Source organism: Streptomyces sp. NPDC051219, assembly GCF_040682335.1.
In the GTDB taxonomy this organism is placed as follows: domain Bacteria; phylum Actinomycetota; class Actinomycetes; order Streptomycetales; family Streptomycetaceae; genus Streptomyces.
This window is the reverse complement of record NZ_JBFBAS010000002.1, coordinates 223,944-248,984: the sequence shown is the minus strand read 5'-3', so window position 1 is coordinate 248,984 and position 25,041 is coordinate 223,944. Positions and strand designations below refer to the sequence as shown.

Genomic DNA, 25,041 nt, shown 5'->3' with positions numbered 1-25,041 from the left:
ATGGCGATGTGCCGAACAACAAGAAAAAGACCCAGGTGACCGCCTCGCCCGAGCGGCGTCGCGAACTCCTCGACACCGCCGCCGAGGTCTTCGCCGCACAGGGCTACAACGCCACCACCGTCCGCAAGATCGCCGACGAGGCGGGCATGCTCGCGGGCAGCCTCTACTACCACTTCGATTCCAAGGAATCGATGCTCGACGAGATCCTCTCCGCGTTCCTCACCGAGCTCTGGGACGGGTACGACGCCGTCCTCGCCGCCGGTCTCGGGCCGCGAGAGACCATCGAAGCCCTCGTCACCGAGTCCTTCCGGGAGATCGACCGGCACCGCGCCGCCGTCGCCATCTACCAGAAGGAGTCCAGGCACCTCTCCGCCCAGCCCCGCTTCCACTACCTCTCCGACTCGCAGCAGAAGTTCGAGAAGGCGTGGCTGGGGACGCTGGAGCGCGGCGTCGCCGCCAAGGCATTCCGTGCAGACCTCGACATCCGCCTCACCTACCGCTTCGTGCGCGACACCGTCTGGGTCGCCGCGTCCTGGTACCGGCCCGGCGGCGGGCACAGTCCCGACGAGATCGCCCGCCAGTACCTGTCGATGGTGCTGGACGGCATCGCCGTTCGCACCTGAACCGACCCCACCAAGGAGCAGCAGCCATGGCCGAGGCCTACATCGTCGAAGCGGTACGCACTCCGGTCGGCCGGAAGAGGGGCGGGCTCTCCGCCGTCCACCCCGCCGATCTCGGCGCGCACATCCTCAAGGCGCTGGTTGCCCACTCCGGCATCGACCCGGCCGTCGTCGACGACGTCGTCTTCGGGTGTCTGGACACGGTCGGCCCACAGGCCGGCGACATCGCCCGCACGGCGTGGCTGGCCGCCGGGCTGCCCGAAGAGGTGCCCGGCGTCACCATCGACCGGCAGTGCGGCTCCTCGCAGCAGGCCGTGCACTTCGCCGCGCAGGCAGTGCTGTCCGGTACCCAGGACCTGGTGGTCGCGGGTGGCGTCCAGAACATGAGCCTGATTCCGATCGCCTTCGCCTCCCGGCAGGCCGCCGAGCCGCTCGGGCTCGCCGAAGGCCCCTTCGCGGGCAGCGAGGGCTGGCGGGCCCGCTACGGCGACCGGCCGGTCAACCAGTTCCACGGCGCCGAACTGATCGCCGGGAAATGGGGGATATCGCGCCCGGACATGGAGGCATTCGCCCTCCGCTCGCACCGGCGCGCTCTGCGCGCGATCGACGAGGGCCGCTTCGACCGGGAGCTCGTCCCCTACGGAGAGGCCACCGTGGACGAGGGACCGCGCCGCGACACGTCCCTGGAGAAGATGGCGGCCCTCAAGCCGGTCGTCGAGGGCGGCCGCATCACCGCCGCCTGCTCCTCACAGGTCTCCGACGGCGCCTCGGCGATGCTGCTCGCGAGCGAGCGGGCCGTCGCCGAGTACGGGCTGACCCCGCGCGCCCGTATCCACCATCTGTCGGTGCGCGGTGAGGACCCGATCCGGATGCTGTCCGCGCCGATACCGGCGACGGCGCACGCGCTGAAGAAGGCCGGCATGTCGATCGACGACATCGACCTCGTCGAGATCAACGAGGCGTTCGCCCCGGTGGTCCTGGCCTGGCTGAAGGAGACCGGCGCCGACCCGGAAAAGGTCAACGTCAACGGAGGCGCGATCGCCCTCGGCCACCCGCTGGGCGCCACCGGGGTCAAACTCATGACCACGCTGCTGCACGAGCTGGAGCGCACGGGCGGCCGGTACGGCCTGCAGACCATGTGCGAGGGCGGCGGACAGGCGAACGTGACGATCGTCGAACGGCTGTGACCTGCGCGACGGCTACCGCACAGCCCGGGCGGCGCATGCTAGAGTTCAAAGCGTTGCAGTTTTGGTACCCATGAACTTTATGTGCGCCTGACGGGAATGTTCCTCAGGCGCATTATTGTTTTTCCGGCATCTCCGGATGGGGACATTGCGGCGACGAGGAATCCGTAACATCGCGGATTTCCGGCTCTGCCCCTATTTAGGAGAATAAAAATGGCTACTGGCACCGTGAAGTGGTTCAACGCGGAAAAGGGCTTCGGCTTCATCGAGCAGGACGGCGGCGGCGCCGACGTCTTCGCCCACTACTCCAACATCGCCACCCAGGGCTTCCGTGAGCTCCAGGAGGGCCAGAAGGTTTCCTTCGACGTCACGCAGGGCCAGAAGGGCCCGCAGGCGGAGAACATCGTCCCGGCCTAATCGCCCGGACGCATTGCTCCTGGCCGGGGCCCGCACCGTCGAGGTGCGGGTCCCGGCTTGTGCTGTCCCCAGGAAGGCATTTTCTGTATGACTCGCTCCGAACGCCCGGCCCGTCCCGCCCGCAAGCGCCCGTCGAATTCGCGCGGCCAGGCCCCTGCCAAGTCCTCAGGCAAGGGTCCCGCCCGCAGGGTCACGCCCCCGCAGGGTGAATTCACGCTGCCGGAAAGCACCACCCCCGCGCTGCCCGCGGTCCAGGCATTCGACGAGCTGGACATGCCCGCCGCCCTGCTCAAGACGCTCGTCGCACAAGGTGTGACCGAGCCGTTCCCGATCCAGGCCGCGACCCTGCCGAACTCCCTCGCGGGGCGCGACCTCCTCGGCCGCGGGCGTACCGGCTCCGGCAAGACGCTCGCCTTCGGCCTCGCGCTGCTGGGCCGTACCGCCGGCCGGCGTGCCGAGCCGCGTGCCCCGCTCGCCCTCGTGCTCGTACCCACGCGTGAGCTGGCGCAGCAGGTCACCGACGCCCTCACCCCGTACGCCACCGCCGTGAACCTGCGGCTGGCGACGGTCGTCGGCGGTATGTCGATCGGCCGCCAGGCCGGCACGCTCCGCCGTGGCGCCGAGGTGCTCGTCGCCACGCCCGGCCGCCTCAAGGACCTCATCGAGCGGGGCGACGCCCAGCTCGACCAGGTACGGATCACCGTGCTGGACGAGGCCGACCAGATGGCCGACATGGGCTTCATGCCGCAAGTCACGGCCCTGCTCAAGCAGGTGGCGCCGGGTGGGCAGACGATGCTCTTCTCGGCGACCCTGGACCGGAACATCGACCGTCTCGTACGGATGTTCCTCACCGACCCCGTGGTGCACTCGGTCGACCCGTCGGCCGGCGCGGTGACCACCATGGATCACCACCTGCTGTACGTGGCGGACGAGACCGACAAGAAGGCCGTCACCACCCGCATCGCCGCCCGCGACGGCCGCGTGATCATGTTCCTGGACACCAAGCGGTCCGTGGACCGGCTCGTCAAGCGGCTGCTGGCCAGCGGCGTACGTGCGGCCGGCCTGCACGGCGGCCGTTCGCAGCCGCAGCGCAACCGCACGCTCGACCAGTTCAAGAACGGGCACGTCACCGCCCTGGTGGCGACCAATGTGGCGGCCCGTGGCATCCACATCGACGACCTCGACCTCGTCGTGAACGTCGACCCGCCGACCGACCACAAGGACTACCTGCACCGCGGCGGCCGCACCGCCCGGGCCGGCGAGTCCGGCAGCGTCGTCACCCTGGTGCTCCCCGAGCAGAAGCGGGAGATGAGCCGGCTGCTGTCCGACGCGGGCATCAGCCCGCAGACGGCCGCCCGCATCAAGTCCAGCGACGCGGAGCTGTCCCGCCTCACCGGTGCCCGCGAGCCCTCCGGCGTGGCGGTCACCATCGAGGTCCCGCAGCCCGCCGTACAGCCGCAGCGCCGCTCCGGCGGCGGTGGCGGTGGCAATGGCAGTGGCGGCGGCAATGGCAGTGGGGGTGCGAGCGGGAGTGGCAACGGCGGCCGTTCCTCGCGTCCGGGCAGCCGCAGCCGCGGCGGGCGCGGCCGCACGGGCCGTGGCGCTCAGGGCGGCGGCACCGGCGGCGGTCGCCGCGCGGCCGCCTGACCCCTCGGGTCGGCCCAACGGCCGGGCCCGGAGCCTCGCCGGCGTGCGAAGGCCCGGGCCCGGGCCGTTTCTGATGCAGGCCTGCCGTTTCCGACGCGGGCAACTGCAGGGACGGGCAAGGGCACTCAGGGCGTTCAAGGCATTCACCCTGGTGTCGGCAGGGTGCGAAGCGCGCGCAGTTCTTCGAGCGCCGAGTGCGCTTCCGCCATGACACGGGTGATCAGCTCCTCGCACGAGGGCAGGTCCCCGATCAACCCGGCCACCTGGCCGGACGCCATGACACCGAGGTCGGTACGGCCTTCGACCATGGCCGCTCTGAGGAGCATCGGAGTGTTGGCGGCCAGCAGGACCTGGCTCCAGGTGAGGTCCTTGCCGTGCTTCGTCGCGAGGCCGTCCCGGATCATCCGTGCCCAGCTCAGCCCGGAGATCTTCCTGAACCCGGCGGCATGGCGCACCGCTCGGGCAAGGGCCTTCGTACGGCCCGCCTTCTCGAGGGAGCCGACCAGGTCGGTACGGAGCATGCGGTGCGGGAGGCCGTCGACGGCCGTGGTGACCGTGACGTCCTTGACGCTCGCCGCGAGGTATCTGGCCTTCACCGCTTCCGGCACGGTCGAGTCGGACGTGAGGAGGAAGCGGGTGCCCATGGCGATGCCCGCCGCGCCGTAGGCGAGGGCCGCGACCAGGCCGCGGCCGTCGTAGAAGCCGCCGGCCGCGATGACCGGGATGCCGACCGCGTCGACGACCTCGGGGAGGAGGACGGTGGTGGCGACCTGGCCGGTGTGACCACCGCCCTCACCACCCTGCACGAGGACGGCGTCAGCGCCCCATGCGGCGACCTTCTCGGCGTGCCGGCGGGCGCCGACGGAGGGGATGACCACGACACCGGCGTCCTTGAGCTCCGCGAAGAGGTCCCTGGACGGCGCGAGGGCGAACGAGGCGACCTTCACTCCCTCGTCGATGAGGACCCGTACCCGGTCGCGCGCATCGCCGGCGTCGGCGCGCAGATTGACCCCGAAAGGGGCGTCCGTACGGGACTTGACCTCCCGCACGGCCGACTTCAGCTGCTCCGGGGTCATCGTCGCGGAGGCGAGGATGCCCAGCGCGCCGGCATTGGCCGAGGCCGAGACGAGCCGGGGGCCGGCGACCCAGCCCATGCCGGTCTGGACGACCGGGTGCCGTACTCCGGTGAGCTTCGTGAGTGCCGTCTCCATCACGCCGGGACCTCACGCTCGCGCGTGCTGTGCGGGTCCAGCTCCTCACGGATCAACCGGAGTTCGGCCGCTGTCGGCTCACGCGTGTACGGGACGTCGTCGGGCACCGCGAGCGGGAAGCCGGTTGCCTCCCGGACCTCGGCGACGGTGACACCGGGGTGGAGGGAAACCAGCCGCATCGACCGGTCCGCTGTCGCGAAGTCGAAGACACCGAGGTTGCTGACCACGCGCGGAATGCGGTGGAAGCGGGTCGCGGAGGCGCCGGCCGCGGCGGCGCTGTCGTAACCCACGCCGCAGACCATGTCCACGCGGGCGACGAAGACCCGGCTGGAGTGCTTGGGGACCCAGTAACTGGTCGGGTTGTTGAGCGTGTTGACGGGTGCCCCGCGGACGCCGAGCAGCTGGCGGGCGGGCTGCTCCCAGTCGCCGATGCAGGAGATGTTCTGGTTGCCGAAGCGGTCGATCTGGCTTGCGCCCATCATCACGTGGCGTTTGCCGCCGGTGACCATGGTGAGGTGCGCCCGGTACGGCAGCCAGCCCTCCGTCACGCCGTCGGCGCCGATGAGCAGCGCCTCGCCGTTGGTCAGGAGCAGATCGGGGGCGAAGGTGAGCCGGGCCAGCCGGGCGCCGATCGACGGGATCGTACCCATGGGGCCGGCCAGCACCTCGCCGTCGTCGCGCCAGGCCTCGGCGCACGCGATGACGCAGTGCTCGGCGCGGGTCGGGGGGCTCTTGGTCATCGTTTCCGCTCCTTGTGCCAGGCCTGTACGGCGGACTGGTACGACTTCTCGTCGCCGGACAGAAAGCGATCGGCGAACTCCGGCCAGGGAGTGGTCGCGTACAACCGCTGGAAGGCCTCGTCGCGGTCGTGGTCCGGGGCACAAGAGGTGAAGTGGGCGCCGTTCGGGGTCTCCACCACGCCGGTGACCGAGTGGCGCTTGAGGAGGAGCGTCTGCGGAGCCGCGTCCTTGGTGAGACCGGCCGTCTCGACGAGCTGCTCGCAGGAGACGTACGCCGAGTCGGCCGCCTCGCAGAACAGGTCGTCGAAGTACGGGTCCGGGCCCAGATACTGGCCATTGCCGAGCCGGTCGGCGCGGTTCATGTGGACCAGGGCGGCGTCCATGCGCAGGGCGGGTACGGCGACGAACTCCTCGCCGTCCTCGTAGGGGGACTTCACCGTGCGGAGGGAGGGATTGACACGCATGACGTCGGAGCCGAGCCCGGCGCGGACCGGGAGGAAGGACAGCCGGTTGGCAGCCGCGGTAAGGCCCCACATGAACATCGCCTCGTCGATCTCGGTGAACTCGAAGGCACCGTTCTGCCGGGCGGCGCGGAAGTGGGGCTCCAGGGGGATCGAGTCGAGGGTGGTGAAGGCCGCGACCAGCTTGCGGATCCGGCCGGCGGCGGCGAGCAGACCCACGTCGGGGCCTCCGTAGGACAAGACGGTGAGATCGGTGATCTCGGAGCGGAGCAGTGCCCGTACCAGGGCCATGGGCTTGCGGCGCGAGCCCCAGCCGCCGATGCCGATCGTCATGCCGCTGCGGAGCCGGGAGACGACCTCGTCGGGAGTCATCGTCTTGTCGCTCATCGAGAGCCCTCCTGCTCGCCTTCGGTGCTGCCGGCCGCCGTGGCGGCTCGGTTCTCCGCTGTGGCGGCTCGAGTGCCGGCCGTACTGCGGTCGGTGCCGGTGCCGGTGCCGGTGCCGGTGCCGGTGCTGGTCCTGGTCTCGGTGCTGGCGCCTGCGCCTGCGCCTGTTCCGGAACCGGTGCCGAAGCCGTTGCGGACGCGGTCGGCGACTCCGCTGAGGTTGGCCTCGAAGGTGAAGCCCTGCTCGAAGCGGTAGCTGCGGCGCACGTCCACGGGGTCGATTCCGTTGATGGCGGCCTTGGCCAGCCGGATCAGGCAGCCGTCCTTCTGCGCGATCTCGCGGGCCAGCTCCAGGGCGGCGTCGAGGAGTTCGTTGCGGGGGACGACGCTCCAGACCGAGCCGTACGCGTGCAGATCGGCGGCGGTGGCGGTGCGCGAGGTGTAGTACAGCGTGCGCATCAGGTGCTGCGGGACGAGGCGGGCGAGGTGGGTGGCGGCGCCGAGTGCGCCGCGGTCGAGTTCGGGCAGTCCGAAAGTGGCGTCGTCGGAGGCGACGATCGCGTCGGCGTTACCGGCCAGGCCGATGCCGCCGCCGAGGCAGAAGCCGTTGACGGCCGCGACGACGGGAACCTCGCACTCGTACACCGCGGCGAAGGCTTCGGCGCAAGCGCGGTTGACACCGATCAGAGCACGGTGGCCGCCGGTGTCACGTTGCAGCTCCTTGATGTCGACGCCGGCGTTGAAGCCGCGGCCCGATGCGGCGAGTACGACGCAGCGGACGTCGGGGTCGCGTCCCGTCGTTCGGAGGGCGCCGGCGAGGTCGTACCAGCCCTGCACCGGGAGAGCGTTGACGGGCGGGAAGTCGACCGTGACGACGCGAATGCCCTTGTCCGGGCTCGAGGTGGAGACACCCATCAGAGGATCAGCTACCTTTCCACCAAACATTTGTTAGGTGCGTTAGGTGGGGAAGGTAGCAGCGGATCGCGCGCTGCGGGAGGTGCGGGTTGAGCATCACTGTGGATCTGGCCGGCCGGGTCGCGGTCGTCACGGGCGGCACGCGGGGCGTCGGCGCGGGGATCGCGCGGGCGTTCCTGCAGGCGGGTGCGGACGTGGTGGTCTGCGCGCGCAGGCCGCCGGAGGGAGTCGTCGAGGCGGACGGCCGCAAGGCCGAGTTCGCCCCCGTCGACCTGCGGAACGCCGCTGCGGTCGAGGACTTCTTCGCCGGGCTCGCGGCCCGCCACGGCCGGCTCGACGTACTGGTGAACAACGCGGGCGGGACGCCCTACCGGAAGCTGGGAGAGGGCGACGCCGAACGGCACGGGCGGGTGGTGGAACTCAACCTGGTGGCGCCGATGACCGCCTCCCTCGCGGCGTACGGGCATCTGAAGCGGACGCGCGGCTCGATCGTGATGATCGGCAGCGTCAGCGGGTCGCGCCCCTCGCCCGGGACAGCCGCATACGGAGCGGCCAAGGCGGGGCTGGACAGCCTCGCCCGTTCGATGGCCGTGGAATGGGCGCCCGAGGTGCGGGTGAACACGCTGGTTCTCGGGATGGTGCGCACCGAGTTGTCGCACGTGCACTACGGGGACCGGGCGGGGGTGGACGCCGTCGGACGAACGGTCCCGGCCGGCCGGCTGGCGGAACCGTACGAGATCGGCGACGCTGCCGTCTTCCTCGCCTCGGACCGGGCCGCATACGTGAGCGGGGCCTCGCTGCTCGTGCACGGGGGCGGGGAACGGCCCGCGTTTCTGGATGCCGCCAGTGTCAACTCAGTGTCAAGAAGGGAGCTTGAGGGATGACCGGACGAGTTGGCGGACGGGGCGCAGGGCGAGGTGCCGGGCGGGGTGCTGGGTCTGGGCCGGGTCTGTGCGCGGGACGCGTGGTGATCGTGACCGGTGCGGGACGTGGGCTGGGGCGCGCCCACGCGCTGGCCTTCGCGGCGGAGGGAGCCCGCGTGGTCGTCAACGACCTGGGAGTGGAGCTGGACGGGGCGGGCGTGTCGGCCGGCCCGGCGCAGCAGGTCGTGGACGAGATCGTGGCGAGGGGAGGCCGGGCGGTCGCGCACGGCGGTGACATCGCGACGAGTGAGGGCGCGGCATCACTCGTCGCGACCACGGTGGACGCGTTCGGGCGGCTGGACACTCTGGTCAACAACGCGGGGTTCCTGCGCGACCGGATGCTGGTGAACCTGGACGAGGACGACTGGGACGCGGTGATGAGGGTGCACCTCAAGGGGCATTTCCTGCCGCTCAAGTACGCCGCTGCGCACTGGCGTGCGGAGGCCGGAGCGGGCCGGAAGGTGCCCGCTCGGGTCGTCAACACCAGCTCCGGAGCGGGGCTGTTGGGCAGCCTCGGGCAGGGCAACTACTCGGCGGCCAAGGCCGGCATCGTCGGGCTGACGCTGGTGGCGGCGGCGGAGATGGGGCGATACGGGGTGCAGGTCAACGCGATCGCTCCGGCAGCGCGCACCCGGATGACGGAGCAGACGTTCGCCGAGGCGATGGCGGCGCCGGGGGAGGGCGAGTTCGACGCGATGGCGCCGGAGAACGTCTCGCCGCTGGTGGTCTGGCTCGGTTCGGCGGCGAGCGCCGGGGTGACCGGCCGGGTCTTCGAGGCCGAGGGCGGACGCATCACGGTGATGGAGGGCTGGCGCCCCGGCCCGACGGCGGACAATGGCGCGCGCTGGACCCCGGCGGAGGCGGGGGAGACGGCGGCAAAACTACTGGCGCGGGCGGAGCCGGCGCAGCCGGTGTACGGGGTGAGGGGTGTGGGCCGGGGGTGAGGGGGCGCGGGGGTGACGGTGGCCGGGGTGCGTTGTCCGGGGTGCTTTGTCCGGGGGAGGCGGGGCCGCCCGGTTGTGAGTTCGGCGGGTCGGGGGGTTCGTGGGTCGGGGAGTTCGGCGGGTCGGGCCGGCCAACGTCCAAGGGCGCAGCGGCGAGGTGACTGCGCTCTCCTCGAGCAAGTCGCCGAGCGTGTCAGCGGCAGCGGGGCGCCGTCCGCTCCAGCCGCATCCTGTCGCCCTCGTCCACGACGTACTCCACGGCCTGCGCGGCAGTCGAGTACGCGTAGCCGTCCGGATCCTCGTCGGCAAGGATCCGGACCAACGCCCCGGTGGCCCGCGGATCCTGACGCATCGCCAGTCCGCGCGCCGCCTCCGCCGCGGCGTCCGCGTCGTCGTCGTCCAGCCGGGCCGCCAACGCCTCCCGCACCGTCGGAGTGTCGGCGTCCACACCCGCCAGCGCCATCGTCGCCCAGTCCCGCACCCGGTCGTCGGTGTCGCCGCTCAGCGTGACCAGCAGCCCGATCGCCTCTTCGTGGTCGCCCGGCACCAACCCGCCCAAAGCGAGCGCCACCCGGTACCGGACCTCGGGGTCCGGATGCCCCGCATGGCGCAGGATCTCCGGCAGAGCGGCCGGATCGCCCTGATGCCCCAGCGCCAGTACGGCGGACTGGATCAGCTCCGGGTCCGCCGCCTCCCGGGAAAGCTCACGCAGTACAGGCAGCGAGCGCGCCGCGAACGGCTTCTCCCCGCCCTGGAAGCCGAGCCGGCCCAGTACATCCGCGGCGAACGCCTGCCGCATGGGCTCGCCGCTCGCGCACCACGCGGACGCGGCCTGGAAGGTCTCCTCGTCGCCGCGCCGGTGCAGGACGTGCATCGCCTCGATCCAGTCGTCGTTGTCCGGATCCCCGCACCGCAGGGCCCGCTCCGCCAGCTCGGCGAAAGGCGTCTGGATGCCGAGTTCCGCCTCCAGCAGCGTGGCGATCGCGGCATGCCCGGTCTGCTGTTCGTCGCCCGCCCGCGGGGCGTTGTCTCCCAGCAGCTCGACGACGACCGTCACGCCGCCGTCCTCCTCGACCCGGCGCGTCACCGTGTCGAACTCGCCCTCGTACGCGCTCGTAAGCCTGCGCCGCAGCTCCTGCTCCACATCCAGCCCGAGCCACCGCCGGGCTTCGCCCAGCGCCTCGTTCTTCGCCGCCGCGCCGTGTTCCAGCAGCGTCCGTACGGTGCCTGCGGCCCCGCGCCGCGCGGCGAGCACCAGCGGCGGTTCCCCGTGAGGGCCGGCCAGGTCCGGGCTCGCCCCGTACGCGAGCAGCGTCTCCACCGTGTCGGTGTGGCCCTGCTGCACGGCCCACGTCATCGCCGTGTACCCGAACTCCTCCCGGCGGTCCGGCTGCGCGCCGGCGGCCAGCAGGGCCCGTGCGACCTCGGCGTGCCCCCCACACGCGGCGCCGCACAGCGGCAGGTCCACGGAGTCCTGGCCGGAGGACCGGTTCGGATCGGCACCGGCGGCGAGCAGCAGCCGGGCGATGCCGGGCTGGTCCTGGACAGCGGCCAGATAGAGGGCGGTCTGTCCTTCCTCGTCGGTCGCCTCGGCCGGGATGCCCGATCGAAGCAGCCGCACCACAGTGTCGTCCTCACCACTGACCACGGCCTCGAAGAGGTCCCCGTGGCCTGCTGCCGGCTCTATGTCCATACTCCGACCATCACCCGAGCGGTGCCCGACTGCAAAATCATTTCGTCCGAGGTCCGGAGGGGAAGGCTCACCAGATGCAGAACCACCCTCCGCCGCGTGTCCGGGCCGTCGAGGCGACGGCAGCGCTCCATCCCGAGGGCCACGACCGCCCCGCGGTCTACCGGCAGGCGCTGACGACCGTGCCGGCATCCGAACGACTGGCTCTCCGCGAGCGTCCTGGCCGACCCGGACCGCGCCATGGCCGCATCGGTGGCCGTCGAACTCATCGTGACCGTTCTCGCCGTGCGCGGCAGGACGAAGCGGGTGCGCAACGCGGCGGCACGGGGCGAGGACGCCCGCGGGGTGCCCGGCCCCGCTTCCGCCGGATCATCGTGCGGCGCGGACACTTCCTAGGTGTCGCACTCCAGGACCGTTCGGCACAGGCCGCACCGGGCCCGTACGCGGCCGCGGACCGGGACGCGGATGCGCTGGCGGCAGGTGGGGCAGTCGAAGGCGACCCGGAGCGCCCCGGGGCCGCCGTCGAAGCTGTACGGGGAGCCGGCGGGTGCCGGCCCCGCGTGGTCGACCGCGTACCGGCGGTCCTTCGCGTACCGGCGGCGGCCCGACCAGCCCGCTGCCGTCAGCGGAGGCTGCTGCTCGTCGCCGCGGGCCTGCGCCAGGCCCTTGGTGTAGGCCGTGTACGCCTGCGGGCTGGTGAACCGCACGGCGGGGTCCTCGTCGAAGAGGAGCGCCCGCTTGGCCAGGACGTAGCCGAACTCCTCCGGGGTCAGATAGCCGAGCTTCTGGCTCGAACTGGCGTCCTCGCGGTAGGCGTCGAGCAGCAGCCAGCCCGCGCCGAGGTAGGCGGAGGCCGTGTCCGTGAGGATCTCGTTGTCGCGGGTGCCGGGGAATTCGAGGCCGAGCCGGTGCAGCAGGATGTGGGTGATCTCGTGGGCCAGGGCGGCGCCGATGTCCTGACGGTGGGTCCTGAAGCGATCGTTGAGCTCGATGAAGTACTCCGGCCCCGCCGCGAGTTCGACGCTCGCCGCGTGTTCCATCTCGCGGAAGCTGACGATCATGCGGGCGTCGGGCAGGTGCAGGTGCTGGACCATCGCGTGGGCGACCCGCTGGGCACCGAGGTGCAGGTCGTCCTGGTCGGAGAAGGCCGCGTCGACGGGGGCGAAGCTCGGCGCGTAGCCGCGGATGCCGTCGTAGGAGAGCCGCCTGTAGAGCGCGGTGATGGCCGCCCGCACGGTGGTGAGGTGCGGATAGCCGTGTACGACCTCGCTGCCGTTCGCCACGTCCGTACCTCCGGATGAAGGTGAACCGGCTTCCACTGTAAGCGGTCACCGGGGCGTGGGCGGTTGTGGCTGGAAAGGGTCCCTTGTCGCACGGCTGAGCGACTCCCCATAATCCAACAGCGTCTTGGCGGGGTCATGCCCACTGACTTGGCATGAACTCGCCACGATTGTCCAACCCCCCACGAAAGGCAGTCCGTTGAAGAAACTCATCAGCCTGCTCAAGAGATCCGCCGCTGTCGTCGCCGTCGGACTCGCGGCCATCAGCCTCCAGCCCACCTCCGCGTCCGCCGCGCCGCCGCCCGTGGTGGGCGGAGTCCGCGCCGTCCAGGGCGAATTCCCCTTCATGGTCCGGCTCTCCATGGGCTGTGGCGGCGCGCTGTACACCCAGACCATCGTGCTCACCGCCGCGCACTGTGTGAACGGCTCCGGGAACAACACCTCCATCACCGCCACCGCGGGCGTCGTGGACCTCCAGAGCTCCAGCGCCATCAAGGTGAAGTCGACCAAGGTCCTCCAGGCCCCCGGCTACAACGGCACCGGCAAGGACTGGGCGCTGATCAAGCTCTCCAAGCCGATCAACCTCCCGACCCTGAAGATCGCCGAGACCACGCAGTACAACAGCGGCACCTTCACCGTCGCCGGCTGGGGCGCCGCCACCGAGGGCGGCGGCCAGCAGCGCTACCTGCGTAAGGCCAACGTCCCCTTCGTCTCCGACGCCACCTGTCAGCAGGCGTACGGCAGCAGCCTCGTCGCCGGCGAGGAGATCTGCGCCGGGTACATGGCCCAGGGCGGCGTCGACACCTGCCAGGGCGACTCCGGCGGTCCGATGTTCCGCAAGGACAACGCCGGCGCCTGGGTCCAGGTAGGCATCACCAGCTGGGGCGAGGGCTGTGCGCGCGCCGGCTACCCCGGTGTCTACACCGAGGTGTCCACCTTCGCCGCCCAGATCAAGTCGGCAGCGGCAGGGCTCTGAGCACGCCGCCCGCCCCGCTCCTCCGGCTCGGGCACCACCGGCCGGACGGACGGGGCGGGCGGACGGGGCGGGCGCCGTGCCCGCGGCCGCGCAGTTCCCAGGCCGCCGAGCCCGCATGCGCCGGGCCACAGGCGCCGAGCCCACCGGCCGCCGCGGCCGTGGGCCCGCCCGCTCAGCCGAACTCCGCGAAACGCCCGCCCGCACGGTCCAGCTCCAGCACCCACACCTCGTTGCCGCCCTCACGCAGCACCGGCCCCGGCACGTACAGCGACTCCTGAGGGCCCGCCGCCCAGTACCGGCCCAGGCAGAGGCCGTTCACCCAGACGAAGCCCCGCACCCAGCCCGGCAGCCGGAGCGACGCGTCCCCGGCGCCGGACACATCGAACCGGCCCCGGTACAGGCCCGTCGCCCCGCCCTCCGCCGGCTCTCGGAAGGCCAGCGCCGCCACCGCCCCGGCGTCCTCGAAGGCGTCCAGCCGCAGGCCCTGGGCCCGTACACCGGCGCCGCCGTCCACGAACTCCTCGTCGCCCTGCGCCGCGCCCGCGCCGACACCAACGCCGACGGCGACCCCGTCCTCCAAGCCCTCGCCCGCGACGCGTTCCAGCCCCTGTCCGTCGCCGAACACGCCACCCGTCACGGCATGACCCCCGCCGAACTGCGCACCGCCGTCCGCCGCAGCGCGGGCTGCAGCCCCAAGGACTACCTCCTCGGCATCCGCCTCGGCCGCGCGAAGGAACTCCTCGCCGCCACCGAACTGCCCGTCGCGGCCGTCGCCCGCCGCGTCGGCTACGACGACCCCGCCTACTTCTCCCGCCTGTTCACCCGCCGTGTCGGCACCGCACCGGTCCGCTTCCGCGAACAGCAGGGCCGGGCATTACCAGGCGGCTGGAGCCAGCAGATCCCCGACCCCCGCCACCCACCGGCCATCGCATCCTCCGGCCCCCCACCCGCCCCGTAAGCTCAAGGACCATGACCTCCAGCAACATCGACGAGACCGTACGCGCGGAACTGTCCCGGCTGCGCGACAGCATCGACAACATCGACGCCGCCGTGGTCCACATGCTCGCCGAGCGCTTCAAATGCACCCAGCAGGTCGGCCACCTCAAGGCCGAACACCACCTGCCGCCCGCGGACCCCGACCGCGAGGCCAGCCAGATCGCCCGCCTGCGCCAGCTCGCCGAGAACGCCAAGCTCGACCCCGCCTTCGCCGAAAAGCTCCTGAACTTCATCATCGCCGAGGTGATCCGCCACCACGAGACGATCGCCTCCAAACCGACGGCGAACGGCAGCTGAGCACACCACCCCCTGTGCCACCCCCACCGCATCGGGCAGCATGTCCCCCATGTCCGTACTGACGCGCGGCGAAGCGCAGACCCGAGCCCAGCTCCTCGACATCCACCGGTACACGATCAGCCTCGATCTGACGACCGGCGGCGAGGACACCTTCGACTCCCTGACCGTCATCCAGTTCACCTCGCGGACGGCCGGGGACACCTTCGTCGAGCTCAAGCCGGCCGTACTGCGCTCTGCCACCCTCGACGGACAGCCCCTCGACCCCGAGACGCTCGACGGGAACAGGCTCCCCCTCACCGGCCTCGCCGCCGGCCGGCACGAGCTGCGCACAGACGCGTCCATGCGGTACTCGCGCACCGGCGAGGGCATGCACCGCTTCACCGACCCCACCGACGGCGAGACCTACCTCTACACCCAGCTCTTCATGGACGACGTACAACGCGTCTTCGCCGCCTTCGACCAGCCCGACCTCAAAGCCGTCTTCGAACTGAACGTCACCGCCCCCGACGGCTGGACCGTCCTCGGCAACGGCATCACCGAGCACCAGGGACACGGCCGCTGGACCGTCGCCCCGACCCCGCGCATCTCCACCTACCTCGTCGCCGTCGCCGCCGGCCCCTGGCACTCCGTACGCACCCAACACGCCGGACTCCCCTTCGGCATCCACTGCCGCCGCTCCCTCGCGCCGTACCTCGACGCCGACGCCGACGAAATCCTGGACATCACACGGCAGTGCTTCGACCGCTACCACGAGAAGTTCGAGGAGCCCTACCCCTTCGACTCCTACGACCAGGCCTTCGTCCCCGAATTCAACGCGGGCGCCATGGAGAACCCCGGACTCGTCACCTTCCGGGACGAGTTCATCTACCGCTCCGCCGTCACCGACACCGAGCGCCAGACCCGCGCCATGGTCATCGCCCACGAGATGGCCCACATGTGGTTCGGAGACCTCGTCACCCTCCGCTGGTGGGACGACATCTGGCTCAACGAGTCCTTCGCCGAGTACATGGGCTACCAGACCCTCACCGAAGCCACCCGCTTCACCGGCACCTGGGTGGATTTCGGGATCGTCCGCAAGTCCTGGGGGTACGACGCCGACCAACGGCCCACCACCCACCCCGTGGCCCCCGACCCGGCCGCCGTCCCCGACACCGCGTCAGCCATGCTGAACTTCGACGGCATCTCCTACGCCAAAGGCGCCTCCGCACTGCGCCAAATCGTGGCCTGGCTTGGCGAAAAGGACTTCCTCGCCGGAATCAACACCCACTTCGCCCGGCACAAGTTCGCAAACGCCACCCTGGCGGACTTCATCGAATCCCTCGCACACACGACCGACCGCGACGTGCACGCGTGGGCACAGCGATGGCTGCGCACCAGCGGCGTCGACACCCTCACCCCGACGATCTCCACGGCTGACGGAACCTGGACCCTCGCCGTCGACCACGACGGCGGCCGCCCCCACCGCATCGCCGTCGGCACATACGACAAGGCACCCGCCGAACCCGGACGCCTCGTACTGCGCGAACGCTTCGAACTCGACGTCCCGCAGTCCGACGCGGACGTCGCCACCACACGGCCCGGCCGCCGGCCGGACCTGGTGCTCCTCAACGACGGCGACCTCACCTACGCCAAGGTGCGCCTCGACCCCGCCTCCTGGGACACGGCAGTACGTTCCCTGTCGGGCCTGCCCGACCCGCTGGCCCGCGCCGTCATCTGGAACGCGGCCCGGGACATGGTCCGCGACGGCGAACTGCCACCCACCGCTTACCTGGAGGCAGCCCGCGCCCATCTGCCCCACGAATCCGACCTGGCGATCGTCCAGGGCGTGCTCGCCTTCGCGAGCACCCAGATCGCCGACCGCTACCTGCCGCACGTGTCGCGGCCCGCCGCCCTCGCCACCCTCACCGCCATCTGCCGCGACCTGATCCGGCGCACGGAGGGCGGGGACGGAGCCGGACTCAGGCTCACAGCCGTACGCCACTTCATCGGCAGCGCGACCCAGCCCGACGGCATCCAGGACTGGCTGACATCGGGCAGCGTCCCCGGCGGGCCGGAACTCGACCCCGAACTGCGCTGGCGGATCCTGCACCGGCTCGCGGTACTCGGCGCGGCGGACGAGACGGCGATCGCCGCGGAGCTGGACCAGGACCCCACCGCGACCGGCCAGGAAGGCGCGGCACGCTGCCGTGCGGCACTGCCGGACGCGACGGCCAAACGTGAGGCCTGGGAGCGGATGTTCGCCTCGGACAGCCTGTCCAACTACCTGTTCTCGGCCACGGCCCAGGGCTTCTGGCAACCCGAACAGGCCGACCTCGTACGGGAGTACGTACCGCAGTACTACCCGGCCGCCGTCGCCCTGGCCGCCCGCAGAGGCCCGGCGATCGCGGAAGCGGCGGGCCGCTACGCGTTCCCGCTGCACGCGGCGGACACGGAGTCCCTGCGCCTGGGCGAGGAGTGCCTGCGGACCACGGAGATGATCCCGGCGCTGCGCCGCAAGCTGGCGGACCAACTGGACGACCTGCGGCGGGCGCTGGAGGTACGGGGGACTGAGCGGAGGCGCTGAGGGGGGCGCCTCCACCGGGGGTTGGTAGTTCGGGTAACCCGGGGCCGCCCGGTTTGAGAGTTTGGCGGGCCGTGTCTTCCTGTAATGGGCGCTCTCTGCGGTCGCGTCGCTGCCCGATGGCCTTCGGACACCCTTCACAGGAAGCCGCGTCCCGCTGGCGCGGATGTACGTCGGGCGGCCCCGGGGAGCGGAGCCGGGCACGTACGGTCTCGGGCGGCCGGGGTCGGCGTAGTGGCCGCCGGGCCGGTGGATGGTTGCGGGGCGCGGCAGGTTCGGGGTGGGCCCGGCCCGGCCCCGGCGCGGCCCGGCCCCGGCCGCCATGTCCGTACCAGCCACCCACCCCCAGCCACCCCTCCGCGCACCGCAGTACCACTTTCGGGTTGAGATCGTTGAGCTCTGCGGATGCGCCCGCTGATCCCTGTACACGCTGGTGTGTCCGCCCCCGCGCACCCGGAGGACCGCCACATGCGTACGCCGCCCACCGGCCCCGGCACAGCCACCGGCCCAGCCACAGACGCCCGCACCGGCACCACCCCCCTCCCTCCGCTCGCCGGAGGCGCGGACGGATCCGCCGCGCTGCGGCCGCTGCTCGCCGTCGTGCTCGACGCCCTGAGCGAGGGCGCCGCCGCCCGTGGCGGCCCCATGCCCACCGGCGGGCCCGAAGCCGTCGCCGCACGCGTCCGCAACGCCGTCGAGCCCGTACTGCCCGACACCGGCGTGGGCGCGGAAACGGCCCTGCGCACTCTCGTCCGCACCTTCACCGAAGGCGCCGCCGACCCCGCCGAGCCGCTGTGCGTGGCCCACCTGCACTGCCCACCCCTCGCCCTCGCCACAGCCGCCGACCTCGCCGCCTCCGCCCTCAACCCCTCCATGGACTCCTGGGACCAGGCCCCCGCCGCATCCGAACTGGAAGCCCTCCTCACCCGCGCCCTCGCAGCGGAAGTCCACCCCCACGGGCCCGCACCCGACGCCCTCGTCACCACCGGCGGCACCGAGTCCAATCAGCTCGCCCTCCTCCTGGCCCGCGAACGCCACGGATCCGTCCGGGTCCTGTACGGCGCCAACGCCCACCACTCGATCCCGCGCGCCGCGTGGCTCCTCGGCCTCCCCGACCCGGTCACCGTCCCCGCACCTGCCGGAGTCATCGACCTCGCCGCCCTCGACGAGGCACTCAACGACCTCCATGGCCACGGTCCCCTCCTCGTCACCGCCACCGCCGGCACCACCGACACCGGTCTGATCGACCCACTGCCGGAGATCGCAGACCTCTGCGCCGCCCACGGCGCAGAACTGCACATCGACGCCGCCTACGGCGGACCGCTCCTCTTCAGCAACACGCACCGCGACAAGCTCCGCGGACTCGACCGCGCCCAGTCCGTCACCCTCGACCTGCACAAACTCGGCTGGCAGCCGGTCGCCGCCGGTCTCCTCGCCGTACCGGACACCACAGCCCTCGCCCCGCTCGCGCACCGGGCCGAGTACCTCAACCCCGACGACGACACCGAAGCGGGCCTTCCCGACCTCCTCGGCCGGTCCCTGCGCACCACGCGGCGCCCCGACATCCTCAAGGCCGCCGCCACCCTCAAAGCCCTCGGCCGCAGCGGACTCGGCGAACTCCTCGACCGCACCTGCGCCGCCGCAGGCCACCTCGCCGACCTCGTCGACGCCCACCCCGGCTTCGAGCTCTACGACCGGCCCACCATCAGCACCGTGCTGTTCCGCCCCACGGACGCGACCGACGACTGCCTCGCCGAACTGCGCCGCACCCTCCTCACCGAGGGACGCGCCGTCCTCGGCCGGGCCCGCGCCGACGGCCGGCTGTGGCTCAAAGCCACCCTCCTCAACCCGCACACCACCCGCAGCGACCTCGAAACACTGCTCGAACTCCTGGAAGGCAGCACCCGCCGATGACCGCCCCGACACCCCACACACCCGCCAACCCGCCGCACGACGAGCACCCACCGCACCACCACGAGAACCCCGCGCACCACCAGCACCTCCCATACCACCAGCACGACCGGCACCAAGGACTCGACGAGCCCCACGACCTCGTCGGCGTCGGTATCGGCCCGTTCAACCTCTCGCTCGCCGCCCTGGCCCACGGCGTACCCGGCAACCCCCTCGCCACCGCCTTCTACGACCAGCGCCCCGCCTTCCACTGGCACCCCGGCCTGCTCCTCGAGGGAGCCACCCTCCAAGTCCCCTTCCTCGCCGACCTGGTGACCCTCGCCGACCCGGCCAGCCCCTGGTCGTTCCTCAACTACCTGCGCAGCCGCGACCGGCTCTTCCCCTTCTACTTCGCGGAGCGCTTCCACATCCAGCGCAGCGAGTACGACGCGTACTGCCGCTGGGTCAGCGAGAACCTGCCGGACCTGCACTTCGGCCACCAGGTCGACGCCGTCCGGTGGAACCCCGAACGTGACCTGTTCGAAGTCGACTTCACCCAGATCGACCCCGGCGGCGACGCCGAGGCACTCGGCCGCTCCTACACCCGCAACGTCGTCCTGGGCGTCGGCACCGCCCCGTACATCCCCGAACCCCTCCGGCTCCTCGCCGAAGCACCCGCCGTGCCCGTCATCCACTCCGCCGACTACCTCCACCACCGGCAGCGGATCCTGAGCGCCGACCACATCACCGTCATCGGCTCCGGCCAGTCCGGAGCCGAGGTCTTCCTCGACCTGCTGCGCGCCCGCCCCGCCGGAGCCGAGAAGCTCACCTGGCTGGCCCGTACCGAGGCCTTCGCACCCATGGAGTACTCAAAGCTCGGCCTGGAGCACTTCACGCCCGACTACACGCGCTACTTCCACTCCCTGCCCGAGCCCGTACGCGACCGGCTCGTCCCGCAGCAGTGGCAGCTCCACAAAGGCATCGACGCCGACACCATCGCCGCCATCCACGACGAGCTCTACCGGCGCACCATGCACGGCGGCTGGCCCGACGCCGTCCTCACCCCCGGAGTCAGCGTCCGTACAGCCGGCCGGGTCGCCACCACCAAGGTCGAACTCCACCTGGAACACCTCCAGCAGGGCACCCGCTCCCGCCTCACCACCGACGCCGTCGTCCTCGCCACCGGATACCGCGAACGCCCCCTCGGCCCACTCCTCGCCGGCCTCGACCCGTACATCCGCCAGGACTCCGCCGGACGCCCCCGCATCGACGACGAGTACCGCATGGTGCTCGACCCGTCCGTCACCGGCTCGGTGTACGTACAGAACGCCGAACGCCACACCCACGGCATCGGCGCACCCGACCTCGGCCTCGCCGCCTGGCGCAGCGCCGCCATCCTCAACTCCCTGACGGGCAAGAACCCCTACCCGCTCCCGCAGCGTACCGCCTTCACCAGCTTCGGCCTGGAACGGGAACAGACCCGCCCGGCGCCTGCGCCGGAGGGCCTGCTCCCCTTGGTCGAACACACCTGACCGATCTCCTGACCGGACCCCAGCTCGCAGACCCCAGCCCGCAAGCCCGACCAGAAGTCCGGGCCCAGAACACCGGGCCTAGAAGACCGGCGTACCCTCCCGCGTCAGCCTCCAGTCCACCGACGCGAACCGCGCCGGATCCACCGTGCCCTTGGCCTGCACCCACGTGATGATCGTGTTGCGGATCTCGTCCGAGTCCGCCCACACCTGCTTCGCCTGCGGAACGTGCGGGAAATTCCCGCCGCCGCTCGCCCGGTAGTTGTTCACCGCCAGCACGAACTGCGCCGCCGGGTCGATCGGGCTGCCCGCGAAGGACAGCCCGGTGATGCGGGAACCGGCCGGCTTCGCGATGTCGATGTCGTACCTCAGGCCGGACACCGCGTCATAGTTGTAGTCAGGAGTGTTGTCGGCGTTCGTCAGCTTCGCCGGATCCACCGGCGCCCCCGCCGCGCTCTGCACGTAGTACTTCGCGGAGTACTCCAGATAATCCTTCAGCTGGGCACCGGTCAGCACCCGCGCCTCCAGCGTGTTCTCGAACGGATACAGCCCCGCCGCATCCCTGATCGTCACCTGACCGGCCGGAATCGCGGCCGTACGGGAGAAACAGGACGCCTGCGAGAGAACGGGCAGCGCCGCGTACGCACTACCCGCCAGCGCCGCCTTCACCGTCTCCGCCTGGACGTGGTTGATGAGGTCGATGATGGGGACGTCCTTGTACGGCCCCTCAGCCGTGGCCATCGCGGCCGTCGACGTGCCGATGACCTGGTTGACGTACGCCACCACCTTCCTGTGCTCGTCCCCGAGCAGCCCCGCGATCTTCGGGTCCTCCTCCACCAGATTGGAGTTCAGGACCTGCGCCGCCACCTTCTCGACCGTCCAGCGCCCCTTCGACCAGACCAGATCGAAGTCGAACAGGGTCAGCCGCTGCCCCCACTTGAGCGGCTCGGACAGGACGACCTCCTGGCCCGTCTCCCTGTTCGCGACCCGGTACTCCGGAATCTCCGTGTGCGCGTGCCCGACCAGGATCGCGTCGATCCCGGGCACCTGTTCCGCCACCAGACCGGCCGCGTTCTCGATGTGCGGCAGCTGGTCGCCGTAAGAGGACGTACCGCTGGAACCCGAATGCGCGGACACGATGACGACATCCGCGCCCATGGACCGCAGCCGCGGTACGTACTTCGCCGCCTGCTCCTCCAGACCCGGGAACGTCATCTTCCCCTGGACGTTGGCCTTGTCCCAGATCGCGATACCCGGATTGGTGAGACCCAGGACCGCGACCTTCACATCACGGCCGCAAGGCGTACGAAGCCGGTGGATGCTGTACGGCGGGAACGCCGGCCGCAGCGTCTTCGCATCCAGCGCGTTGGCACCCAGCAGCGGGAAGTCGCACTGCTCCTCGAACTTGCGCAGCACCGGTATGCCGTAGTTGAACTCGTGGTTGCCGAGCGCCGCCGCGTCGTATCCGATGGCGTTCATGGCCTGAGCCATCGGGTGCACCGGCCCGCGCCGGGCGGTGATCGGGTCGATCTTGGCGTAGTAGTACGACAGCTGCGTGCCCTGGATCGTGTCACCCGCGTCGATAAGCAGCGTGTTGCCGCGGCCCTTCTCCTTGCGGACCTGCTCGACCAGTGTGGAAATCTTCGCGAGACCGACGTCGTTGTGGGCCTTGTCGTCGAACTCCTTGTCCGTGAAGTAGTCCCAGTTGAAGACGTTGCCGTGCAGGTCGGTGGTGCCCATGACGGTGAACGAGTACCGCTTCGGCGGACGTCCGGCCCCCCGGCCCTCGGCCTGGGCGGGAACGGAGGCGGCCCCCGCCAGCGCGACTCCGGCCCCGGTCGCGGCCGATGTGCCCAGGAACGTCCTTCTGTCGAGCGGCATTTGATCTCCCTGTTGAGGTTGCACAACGCGCGTAGATTCTGGCCCAGCAGCCACACGCGCAACACCCCTGGCGGGTTTCGATCTGATGACCACCCGTTGTCCGACCCAGATGCCACAGTGGTTCGTACCACCCAGAGCCCCCACCCCGGGCCCCCACCCCGAGCCCCCCGAGGAGCCCACCATGACCGACGACGCCACGCCCCGGCCCGCCGCCCCCTACGGCACCCCAGAAGTCCCGCGAGTCGCCGTCCGCGGCGAGGCCCGCATCGAAGTCGACCCCGAAATCGCCCGCATCGGAATCAGCGTCAGCGCACGCGGCACCGACAGGCGCACCGCACTCGACGACCTCACCCGCCGCAACGCAGCCGTCCTCGACCTCATCAAGTCCTACGGAGACGCCGTCGAAAAACTCGAAACCGGCGCATTCTCCATCAGCCCAGAACTCACCAGGCACGGCCGCGGCGAGCGCATCCGCGCCTACCACGGCAGAGTCCACATCAGCGCCGAACTGAACGACTTCACCGCCCTCGGCGAACTCACCACCCGCATCGCCGACCTCGAACTCACCCGCATCGACGGCCCCTGGTGGGCACTGCGCCCCGACTCACCCGCACACGGAGAAGCCCGCCGCCAAGCCGTACGCGAAGCCGTGCAGCGCGCCCGCGAATACGCCGAAGCCCTCGGCTCACGGCTCACGGCCCTGGTCGAGCTCGCCGACCTGGGCGCGGAGAACGCCGTCCCCATGGCGATGGCGGCGCCCGCCGGAATGATGCGCTCGGCCGCGTACGGCGGCGCGACGGAAGACGCCGCAGCCCCGGCCCTCGACCTGGAACCGCAGCGTCAGACGGTCTACGCCCAGGTGAACGCACGCTTCACCATGACCCCGCCCCAGCTTTAGTCCTTACATCCGCCCGGACGCTTGAATTGCTCATCCGAGCGCCCCCGCGCACAATTCAACACTTGTCAATAACCTTTCACGTAAAGGTTGTTGAGTAGTCATGTGCGACCGATTCACTACCGACCGGTAAGGCCTACGCTCGAATCATGCGCCGAGCAAAGATCGTTTGTACCCTGGGCCCCGCCACCGACACATACGACCAGATCAAGACACTGGTCGAAGCCGGAATGGACGTCGCCCGCTTCAACCTCAGCCACGGCACCTACGCCGAGCACGAGGAGCGCTACCAGCACGTACGCAAAGCCTCCGACGAAACCGGCCACAGCGTCGGCGTCCTCGCCGACCTTCAAGGCCCGAAGATCCGCCTCGGACGCTTCAGCGAAGGCCCCGTACTCCTTGAACGCGGCGACGACTTCACCATCACCATCGAACCCCTCGAAGGCGACCGCCACATCTGCGCCACCACCTACCTCGGGCTCGCCACCGACGTCACCGCCGGCGAACGCATCCTCGTCGACGACGGCCGCGTCGCACTCCAAGTCACCAAGATCGACGGGCCGCGCGTCCACACCACCGTCATCGAAGGCGGCATGGTCTCCGACCACAAAGGCCTCAACCTCCCCGGCGTAGCCGTATCCGTCCCCGCCCTCTCCGACAAAGACCTCGACGACCTGCGCTGGGCACTGCGCACCGGCGCCGACATCATCGCCCTGTCCTTCGTACGCAGCGGCCGCGACATCGAAGACGTCCACCGCATCATGGACGAAGAAGGCCGCCGGCTGCCCGTCATCGCCAAGATCGAAAAGCCGCAGGCCGTCGAGAACATCGACGACATCGTCGCCGCCTTCGACGGCATCATGGTCGCCCGCGGCGACCTCGGTGTCGAAATGCCCCTCGAGCAGGTACCGATCGTCCAGAAACGCGCGATCAAACTCGCCAAGCGCAACGCCAAGCCGGTCATCGTCGCCACCCAGATGCTCGAATCGATGATCGAGAACTCCCGCCCCACCCGCGCCGAAGCGTCCGACGTCGCCAACGCGGTCATCGACGGCACAGACGCCGTGATGCTCTCGGGCGAGACCAGCATCGGCAAGTACCCCATCGAAACCGTCAAGACAATGAGCCGCATCGTCGAAGCGGCGGAGGAAGACGTCCTCGCCAAGGGCCTCCCGCCGCTGACCGACCGCAACAAGCCCCGCACCCAGGGCGGCGCCGTCGCCCGCGCCGCCGCCGAAATCGGCGACTTCCTCGGCGCGAAGTTCCTGGTCGCCTTCACCCAGAGCGGCGACACGGTCAGGCGCCTCTCCCGCTACCGCTCGCCGATCCCCCTCCTGGCCTTCACCCCGGACCCGGCCACACGGTCCCAGCTGAACCTCACCTGGGGAGTGGAGACCTTCCTCGGCCCGCAGGTCGACTCCACGGACGCGATGGTCGCCCAGGTGGACGAACAGCTCCTGAAAATCGGCCGCTGCGACAAGGGCGACATCGTGGTGATCACGGCGGGCTCCCCGCCGGGAGTAGCGGGCTCGACGAACCTGGTCCGCGTCCACCACATCGGCGAGGACGACAGCCCGAAGTAGGTCGTTCCGCCGTCCG

General features: G+C 70.8%; 21 protein-coding genes and 2 pseudogenes. 15 read left to right on the top strand and 8 right to left on the bottom strand.

Annotated elements, in window-relative coordinates:
- Positions 1-8 precede the first annotated feature (8 nt).
- The 4 genes from AB0M62_RS03880 to AB0M62_RS03865 all read left to right on the top strand — a co-directional run bounded on the left by AB0M62_RS03880 (position 9) and on the right by AB0M62_RS03865 (position 3,868).
- On the top strand, positions 9-623 hold the full coding sequence (locus AB0M62_RS03880; RefSeq protein ID WP_366072683.1) for a TetR/AcrR family transcriptional regulator: 615 nt from the start codon (positions 9-11) through the stop codon (positions 621-623).
- 26 nt (positions 624-649) lie between these two features.
- The gene (locus tag AB0M62_RS03875; RefSeq protein ID WP_366072485.1) at positions 650-1,807 is read left to right on the top strand and encodes an acetyl-CoA C-acetyltransferase; all 1,158 of its coding nucleotides are present in this window, start codon (positions 650-652) and stop codon (positions 1,805-1,807) included.
- Between the two features lie 210 nt (positions 1,808-2,017).
- Positions 2,018-2,221, top strand: coding sequence for a cold-shock protein (locus AB0M62_RS03870; RefSeq protein ID WP_037915390.1), 204 nt, complete (start codon positions 2,018-2,020; stop codon positions 2,219-2,221).
- Between the two features lie 87 nt (positions 2,222-2,308).
- A complete protein-coding gene (locus AB0M62_RS03865; protein WP_366072484.1) occupies positions 2,309-3,868 on the top strand; it encodes a DEAD/DEAH box helicase in 1,560 nt (519 codons plus the stop codon).
- A 143-nt stretch (positions 3,869-4,011) separates the two neighbouring features.
- Here the strand turns inward: AB0M62_RS03865 and AB0M62_RS03860 are convergent, their stop codons facing one another.
- The 4 genes from AB0M62_RS03860 to AB0M62_RS03845 are packed head-to-tail and all read right to left on the bottom strand — an operon-like array spanning position 4,012 to position 7,581.
- Positions 4,012-5,079, bottom strand: coding sequence for a nitronate monooxygenase (locus AB0M62_RS03860; protein WP_366072483.1), 1,068 nt, complete (start codon positions 5,077-5,079; stop codon positions 4,012-4,014).
- Positions 5,079-5,819 (bottom strand): CoA-transferase, encoded by a 741-nt coding sequence (locus AB0M62_RS03855; RefSeq protein WP_366072482.1) that lies wholly within the window; start codon positions 5,817-5,819, stop codon positions 5,079-5,081. The genes AB0M62_RS03860 and AB0M62_RS03855 overlap by 1 nt, the downstream gene beginning before the upstream one ends.
- Positions 5,816-6,667, bottom strand: a complete 852-nt coding sequence (locus AB0M62_RS03850; protein ID WP_366072481.1) for a CoA-transferase — start codon at positions 6,665-6,667, stop codon at positions 5,816-5,818. Before AB0M62_RS03850 ends, AB0M62_RS03855 begins: the two co-directional genes overlap by 4 nt.
- Positions 6,664-7,581, bottom strand: a complete 918-nt coding sequence (locus AB0M62_RS03845; RefSeq protein WP_366072480.1) for an enoyl-CoA hydratase family protein — start codon at positions 7,579-7,581, stop codon at positions 6,664-6,666. Before AB0M62_RS03845 ends, AB0M62_RS03850 begins: the two co-directional genes overlap by 4 nt.
- A gap of 89 nt (positions 7,582-7,670) precedes the next feature.
- Here AB0M62_RS03845 and AB0M62_RS03840 point away from each other — a divergent pair, with 89 nt between their 5' ends.
- Complete coding sequence (locus tag AB0M62_RS03840; protein WP_366072479.1) at positions 7,671-8,465, top strand: SDR family oxidoreductase; 795 nt, start codon at positions 7,671-7,673, stop codon at positions 8,463-8,465.
- Positions 8,466-8,530: 65 nt separating this feature from the next.
- A complete protein-coding gene (locus tag AB0M62_RS03835; protein ID WP_366072682.1) occupies positions 8,531-9,448 on the top strand; it encodes an SDR family oxidoreductase in 918 nt (305 codons plus the stop codon).
- Between the two features lie 193 nt (positions 9,449-9,641).
- Here the strand turns inward: AB0M62_RS03835 and AB0M62_RS03830 are convergent, their stop codons facing one another.
- Positions 9,642-11,141 carry an ankyrin repeat domain-containing protein gene (locus AB0M62_RS03830; protein ID WP_366072478.1) on the bottom strand — a complete coding sequence of 500 codons (1,500 nt, stop codon included), beginning with the start codon at positions 11,139-11,141 and terminating at the stop codon, positions 9,642-9,644.
- 237 nt (positions 11,142-11,378) lie between these two features.
- Between AB0M62_RS03830 and AB0M62_RS03825 the strand changes: the two genes are divergently transcribed.
- Complete coding sequence (locus AB0M62_RS03825; protein WP_366072477.1) at positions 11,379-11,534, top strand: hypothetical protein; 156 nt, start codon at positions 11,379-11,381, stop codon at positions 11,532-11,534.
- On the opposite strand, the gene AB0M62_RS03820 is transcribed toward AB0M62_RS03825, so the two are convergent.
- A complete protein-coding gene (locus AB0M62_RS03820) occupies positions 11,531-12,421 on the bottom strand; it encodes a hypothetical protein (RefSeq protein ID WP_366072476.1) in 891 nt (296 codons plus the stop codon). The two genes, AB0M62_RS03825 and AB0M62_RS03820, sit on opposite strands and share 4 nt — an antisense overlap.
- A 196-nt stretch (positions 12,422-12,617) precedes the next feature.
- Here AB0M62_RS03820 and AB0M62_RS03815 point away from each other — a divergent pair, with 196 nt between their 5' ends.
- Complete coding sequence (locus AB0M62_RS03815) at positions 12,618-13,394, top strand: serine protease (protein ID WP_366072475.1); 777 nt, start codon at positions 12,618-12,620, stop codon at positions 13,392-13,394.
- 172 nt (positions 13,395-13,566) lie between these two features.
- Here the strand turns inward: AB0M62_RS03815 and AB0M62_RS03810 are convergent.
- A pseudogene (locus AB0M62_RS03810) lies at positions 13,567-13,893 on the bottom strand (beta-galactosidase); the annotation flags it as partial.
- On the opposite strand from AB0M62_RS03810, the pseudogene AB0M62_RS03805 reads away from it, so the two are divergent.
- The 5 genes and pseudogenes from AB0M62_RS03805 to AB0M62_RS03785 form a co-directional block, all read left to right on the top strand.
- Positions 13,891-14,352 (top strand): annotated as a pseudogene (locus AB0M62_RS03805) (AraC family transcriptional regulator); the annotation flags it as partial. The pseudogenes AB0M62_RS03810 and AB0M62_RS03805 overlap by 3 nt on opposite strands.
- Before the next feature lie 11 nt (positions 14,353-14,363).
- Complete coding sequence (locus AB0M62_RS03800; RefSeq protein WP_366072474.1) at positions 14,364-14,687, top strand: chorismate mutase; 324 nt, start codon at positions 14,364-14,366, stop codon at positions 14,685-14,687.
- 49 nt (positions 14,688-14,736) lie between these two features.
- Complete coding sequence (gene pepN / locus AB0M62_RS03795) at positions 14,737-17,250, top strand: aminopeptidase N (RefSeq protein WP_366072473.1); 2,514 nt, start codon at positions 14,737-14,739, stop codon at positions 17,248-17,250.
- Positions 17,251-17,715: 465 nt separating this feature from the next.
- Positions 17,716-19,161: an aminotransferase class I/II-fold pyridoxal phosphate-dependent enzyme gene (locus tag AB0M62_RS03790; RefSeq protein WP_366072472.1), complete on the top strand. Its 1,446-nt coding sequence runs from the start codon at positions 17,716-17,718 to the stop codon at positions 19,159-19,161.
- Positions 19,158-20,669: a SidA/IucD/PvdA family monooxygenase gene (locus AB0M62_RS03785; RefSeq protein ID WP_366072471.1), complete on the top strand. Its 1,512-nt coding sequence runs from the start codon at positions 19,158-19,160 to the stop codon at positions 20,667-20,669. The genes AB0M62_RS03790 and AB0M62_RS03785 overlap by 4 nt, the downstream gene beginning before the upstream one ends.
- A gap of 78 nt (positions 20,670-20,747) precedes the next feature.
- On the opposite strand, the gene AB0M62_RS03780 is transcribed toward AB0M62_RS03785, so the two are convergent.
- Positions 20,748-22,547, bottom strand: coding sequence for a 5'-nucleotidase C-terminal domain-containing protein (locus AB0M62_RS03780; protein ID WP_366072470.1), 1,800 nt, complete (start codon positions 22,545-22,547; stop codon positions 20,748-20,750).
- Between the two features lie 181 nt (positions 22,548-22,728).
- Between AB0M62_RS03780 and AB0M62_RS03775 the strand changes: the two genes are divergently transcribed.
- Both AB0M62_RS03775 and pyk read left to right on the top strand, forming a co-directional pair.
- Positions 22,729-23,445 (top strand): SIMPL domain-containing protein, encoded by a 717-nt coding sequence (locus AB0M62_RS03775; protein WP_366072469.1) that lies wholly within the window; start codon positions 22,729-22,731, stop codon positions 23,443-23,445.
- Positions 23,446-23,591: 146 nt separating this feature from the next.
- The gene (gene pyk / locus AB0M62_RS03770; protein WP_366072468.1) at positions 23,592-25,025 is read left to right on the top strand and encodes a pyruvate kinase; all 1,434 of its coding nucleotides are present in this window, start codon (positions 23,592-23,594) and stop codon (positions 25,023-25,025) included.
- The last annotated feature ends 16 nt before the right edge of the window (positions 25,026-25,041 follow it).

Coding starts and splice junctions, on each gene's coding strand:
- AB0M62_RS03870 (WP_037915390.1), top strand. CDS start 2,018: ATGGCTACTGGCACCGTGAAGTGGTTCAACGCGGAAAAGGGCTTCGGC.
- AB0M62_RS03855 (WP_366072482.1), bottom strand. CDS start 5,819: ATGACCAAGAGCCCCCCGACCCGCGCCGAGCACTGCGTCATCGCGTGC.
- pepN (WP_366072473.1), top strand. CDS start 14,737: ATGTCCGTACTGACGCGCGGCGAAGCGCAGACCCGAGCCCAGCTCCTC.
- AB0M62_RS03875 (WP_366072485.1), top strand. CDS start 650: ATGGCCGAGGCCTACATCGTCGAAGCGGTACGCACTCCGGTCGGCCGG.
- AB0M62_RS03785 (WP_366072471.1), top strand. CDS start 19,158: ATGACCGCCCCGACACCCCACACACCCGCCAACCCGCCGCACGACGAG.
- AB0M62_RS03830 (WP_366072478.1), bottom strand. CDS start 11,141: ATGGACATAGAGCCGGCAGCAGGCCACGGGGACCTCTTCGAGGCCGTG.
- AB0M62_RS03850 (WP_366072481.1), bottom strand. CDS start 6,667: ATGAGCGACAAGACGATGACTCCCGACGAGGTCGTCTCCCGGCTCCGC.
- pyk (WP_366072468.1), top strand. CDS start 23,592: ATGCGCCGAGCAAAGATCGTTTGTACCCTGGGCCCCGCCACCGACACA.
- AB0M62_RS03790 (WP_366072472.1), top strand. CDS start 17,716: ATGCGTACGCCGCCCACCGGCCCCGGCACAGCCACCGGCCCAGCCACA.
- AB0M62_RS03845 (WP_366072480.1), bottom strand. CDS start 7,581: ATGGGTGTCTCCACCTCGAGCCCGGACAAGGGCATTCGCGTCGTCACG.
- AB0M62_RS03780 (WP_366072470.1), bottom strand. CDS start 22,547: ATGCCGCTCGACAGAAGGACGTTCCTGGGCACATCGGCCGCGACCGGG.
- AB0M62_RS03860 (WP_366072483.1), bottom strand. CDS start 5,079: ATGGAGACGGCACTCACGAAGCTCACCGGAGTACGGCACCCGGTCGTC.
- AB0M62_RS03865 (WP_366072484.1), top strand. CDS start 2,309: ATGACTCGCTCCGAACGCCCGGCCCGTCCCGCCCGCAAGCGCCCGTCG.
- AB0M62_RS03800 (WP_366072474.1), top strand. CDS start 14,364: ATGACCTCCAGCAACATCGACGAGACCGTACGCGCGGAACTGTCCCGG.
- AB0M62_RS03825 (WP_366072477.1), top strand. CDS start 11,379: ATGGCCGCATCGGTGGCCGTCGAACTCATCGTGACCGTTCTCGCCGTG.
- AB0M62_RS03775 (WP_366072469.1), top strand. CDS start 22,729: ATGACCGACGACGCCACGCCCCGGCCCGCCGCCCCCTACGGCACCCCA.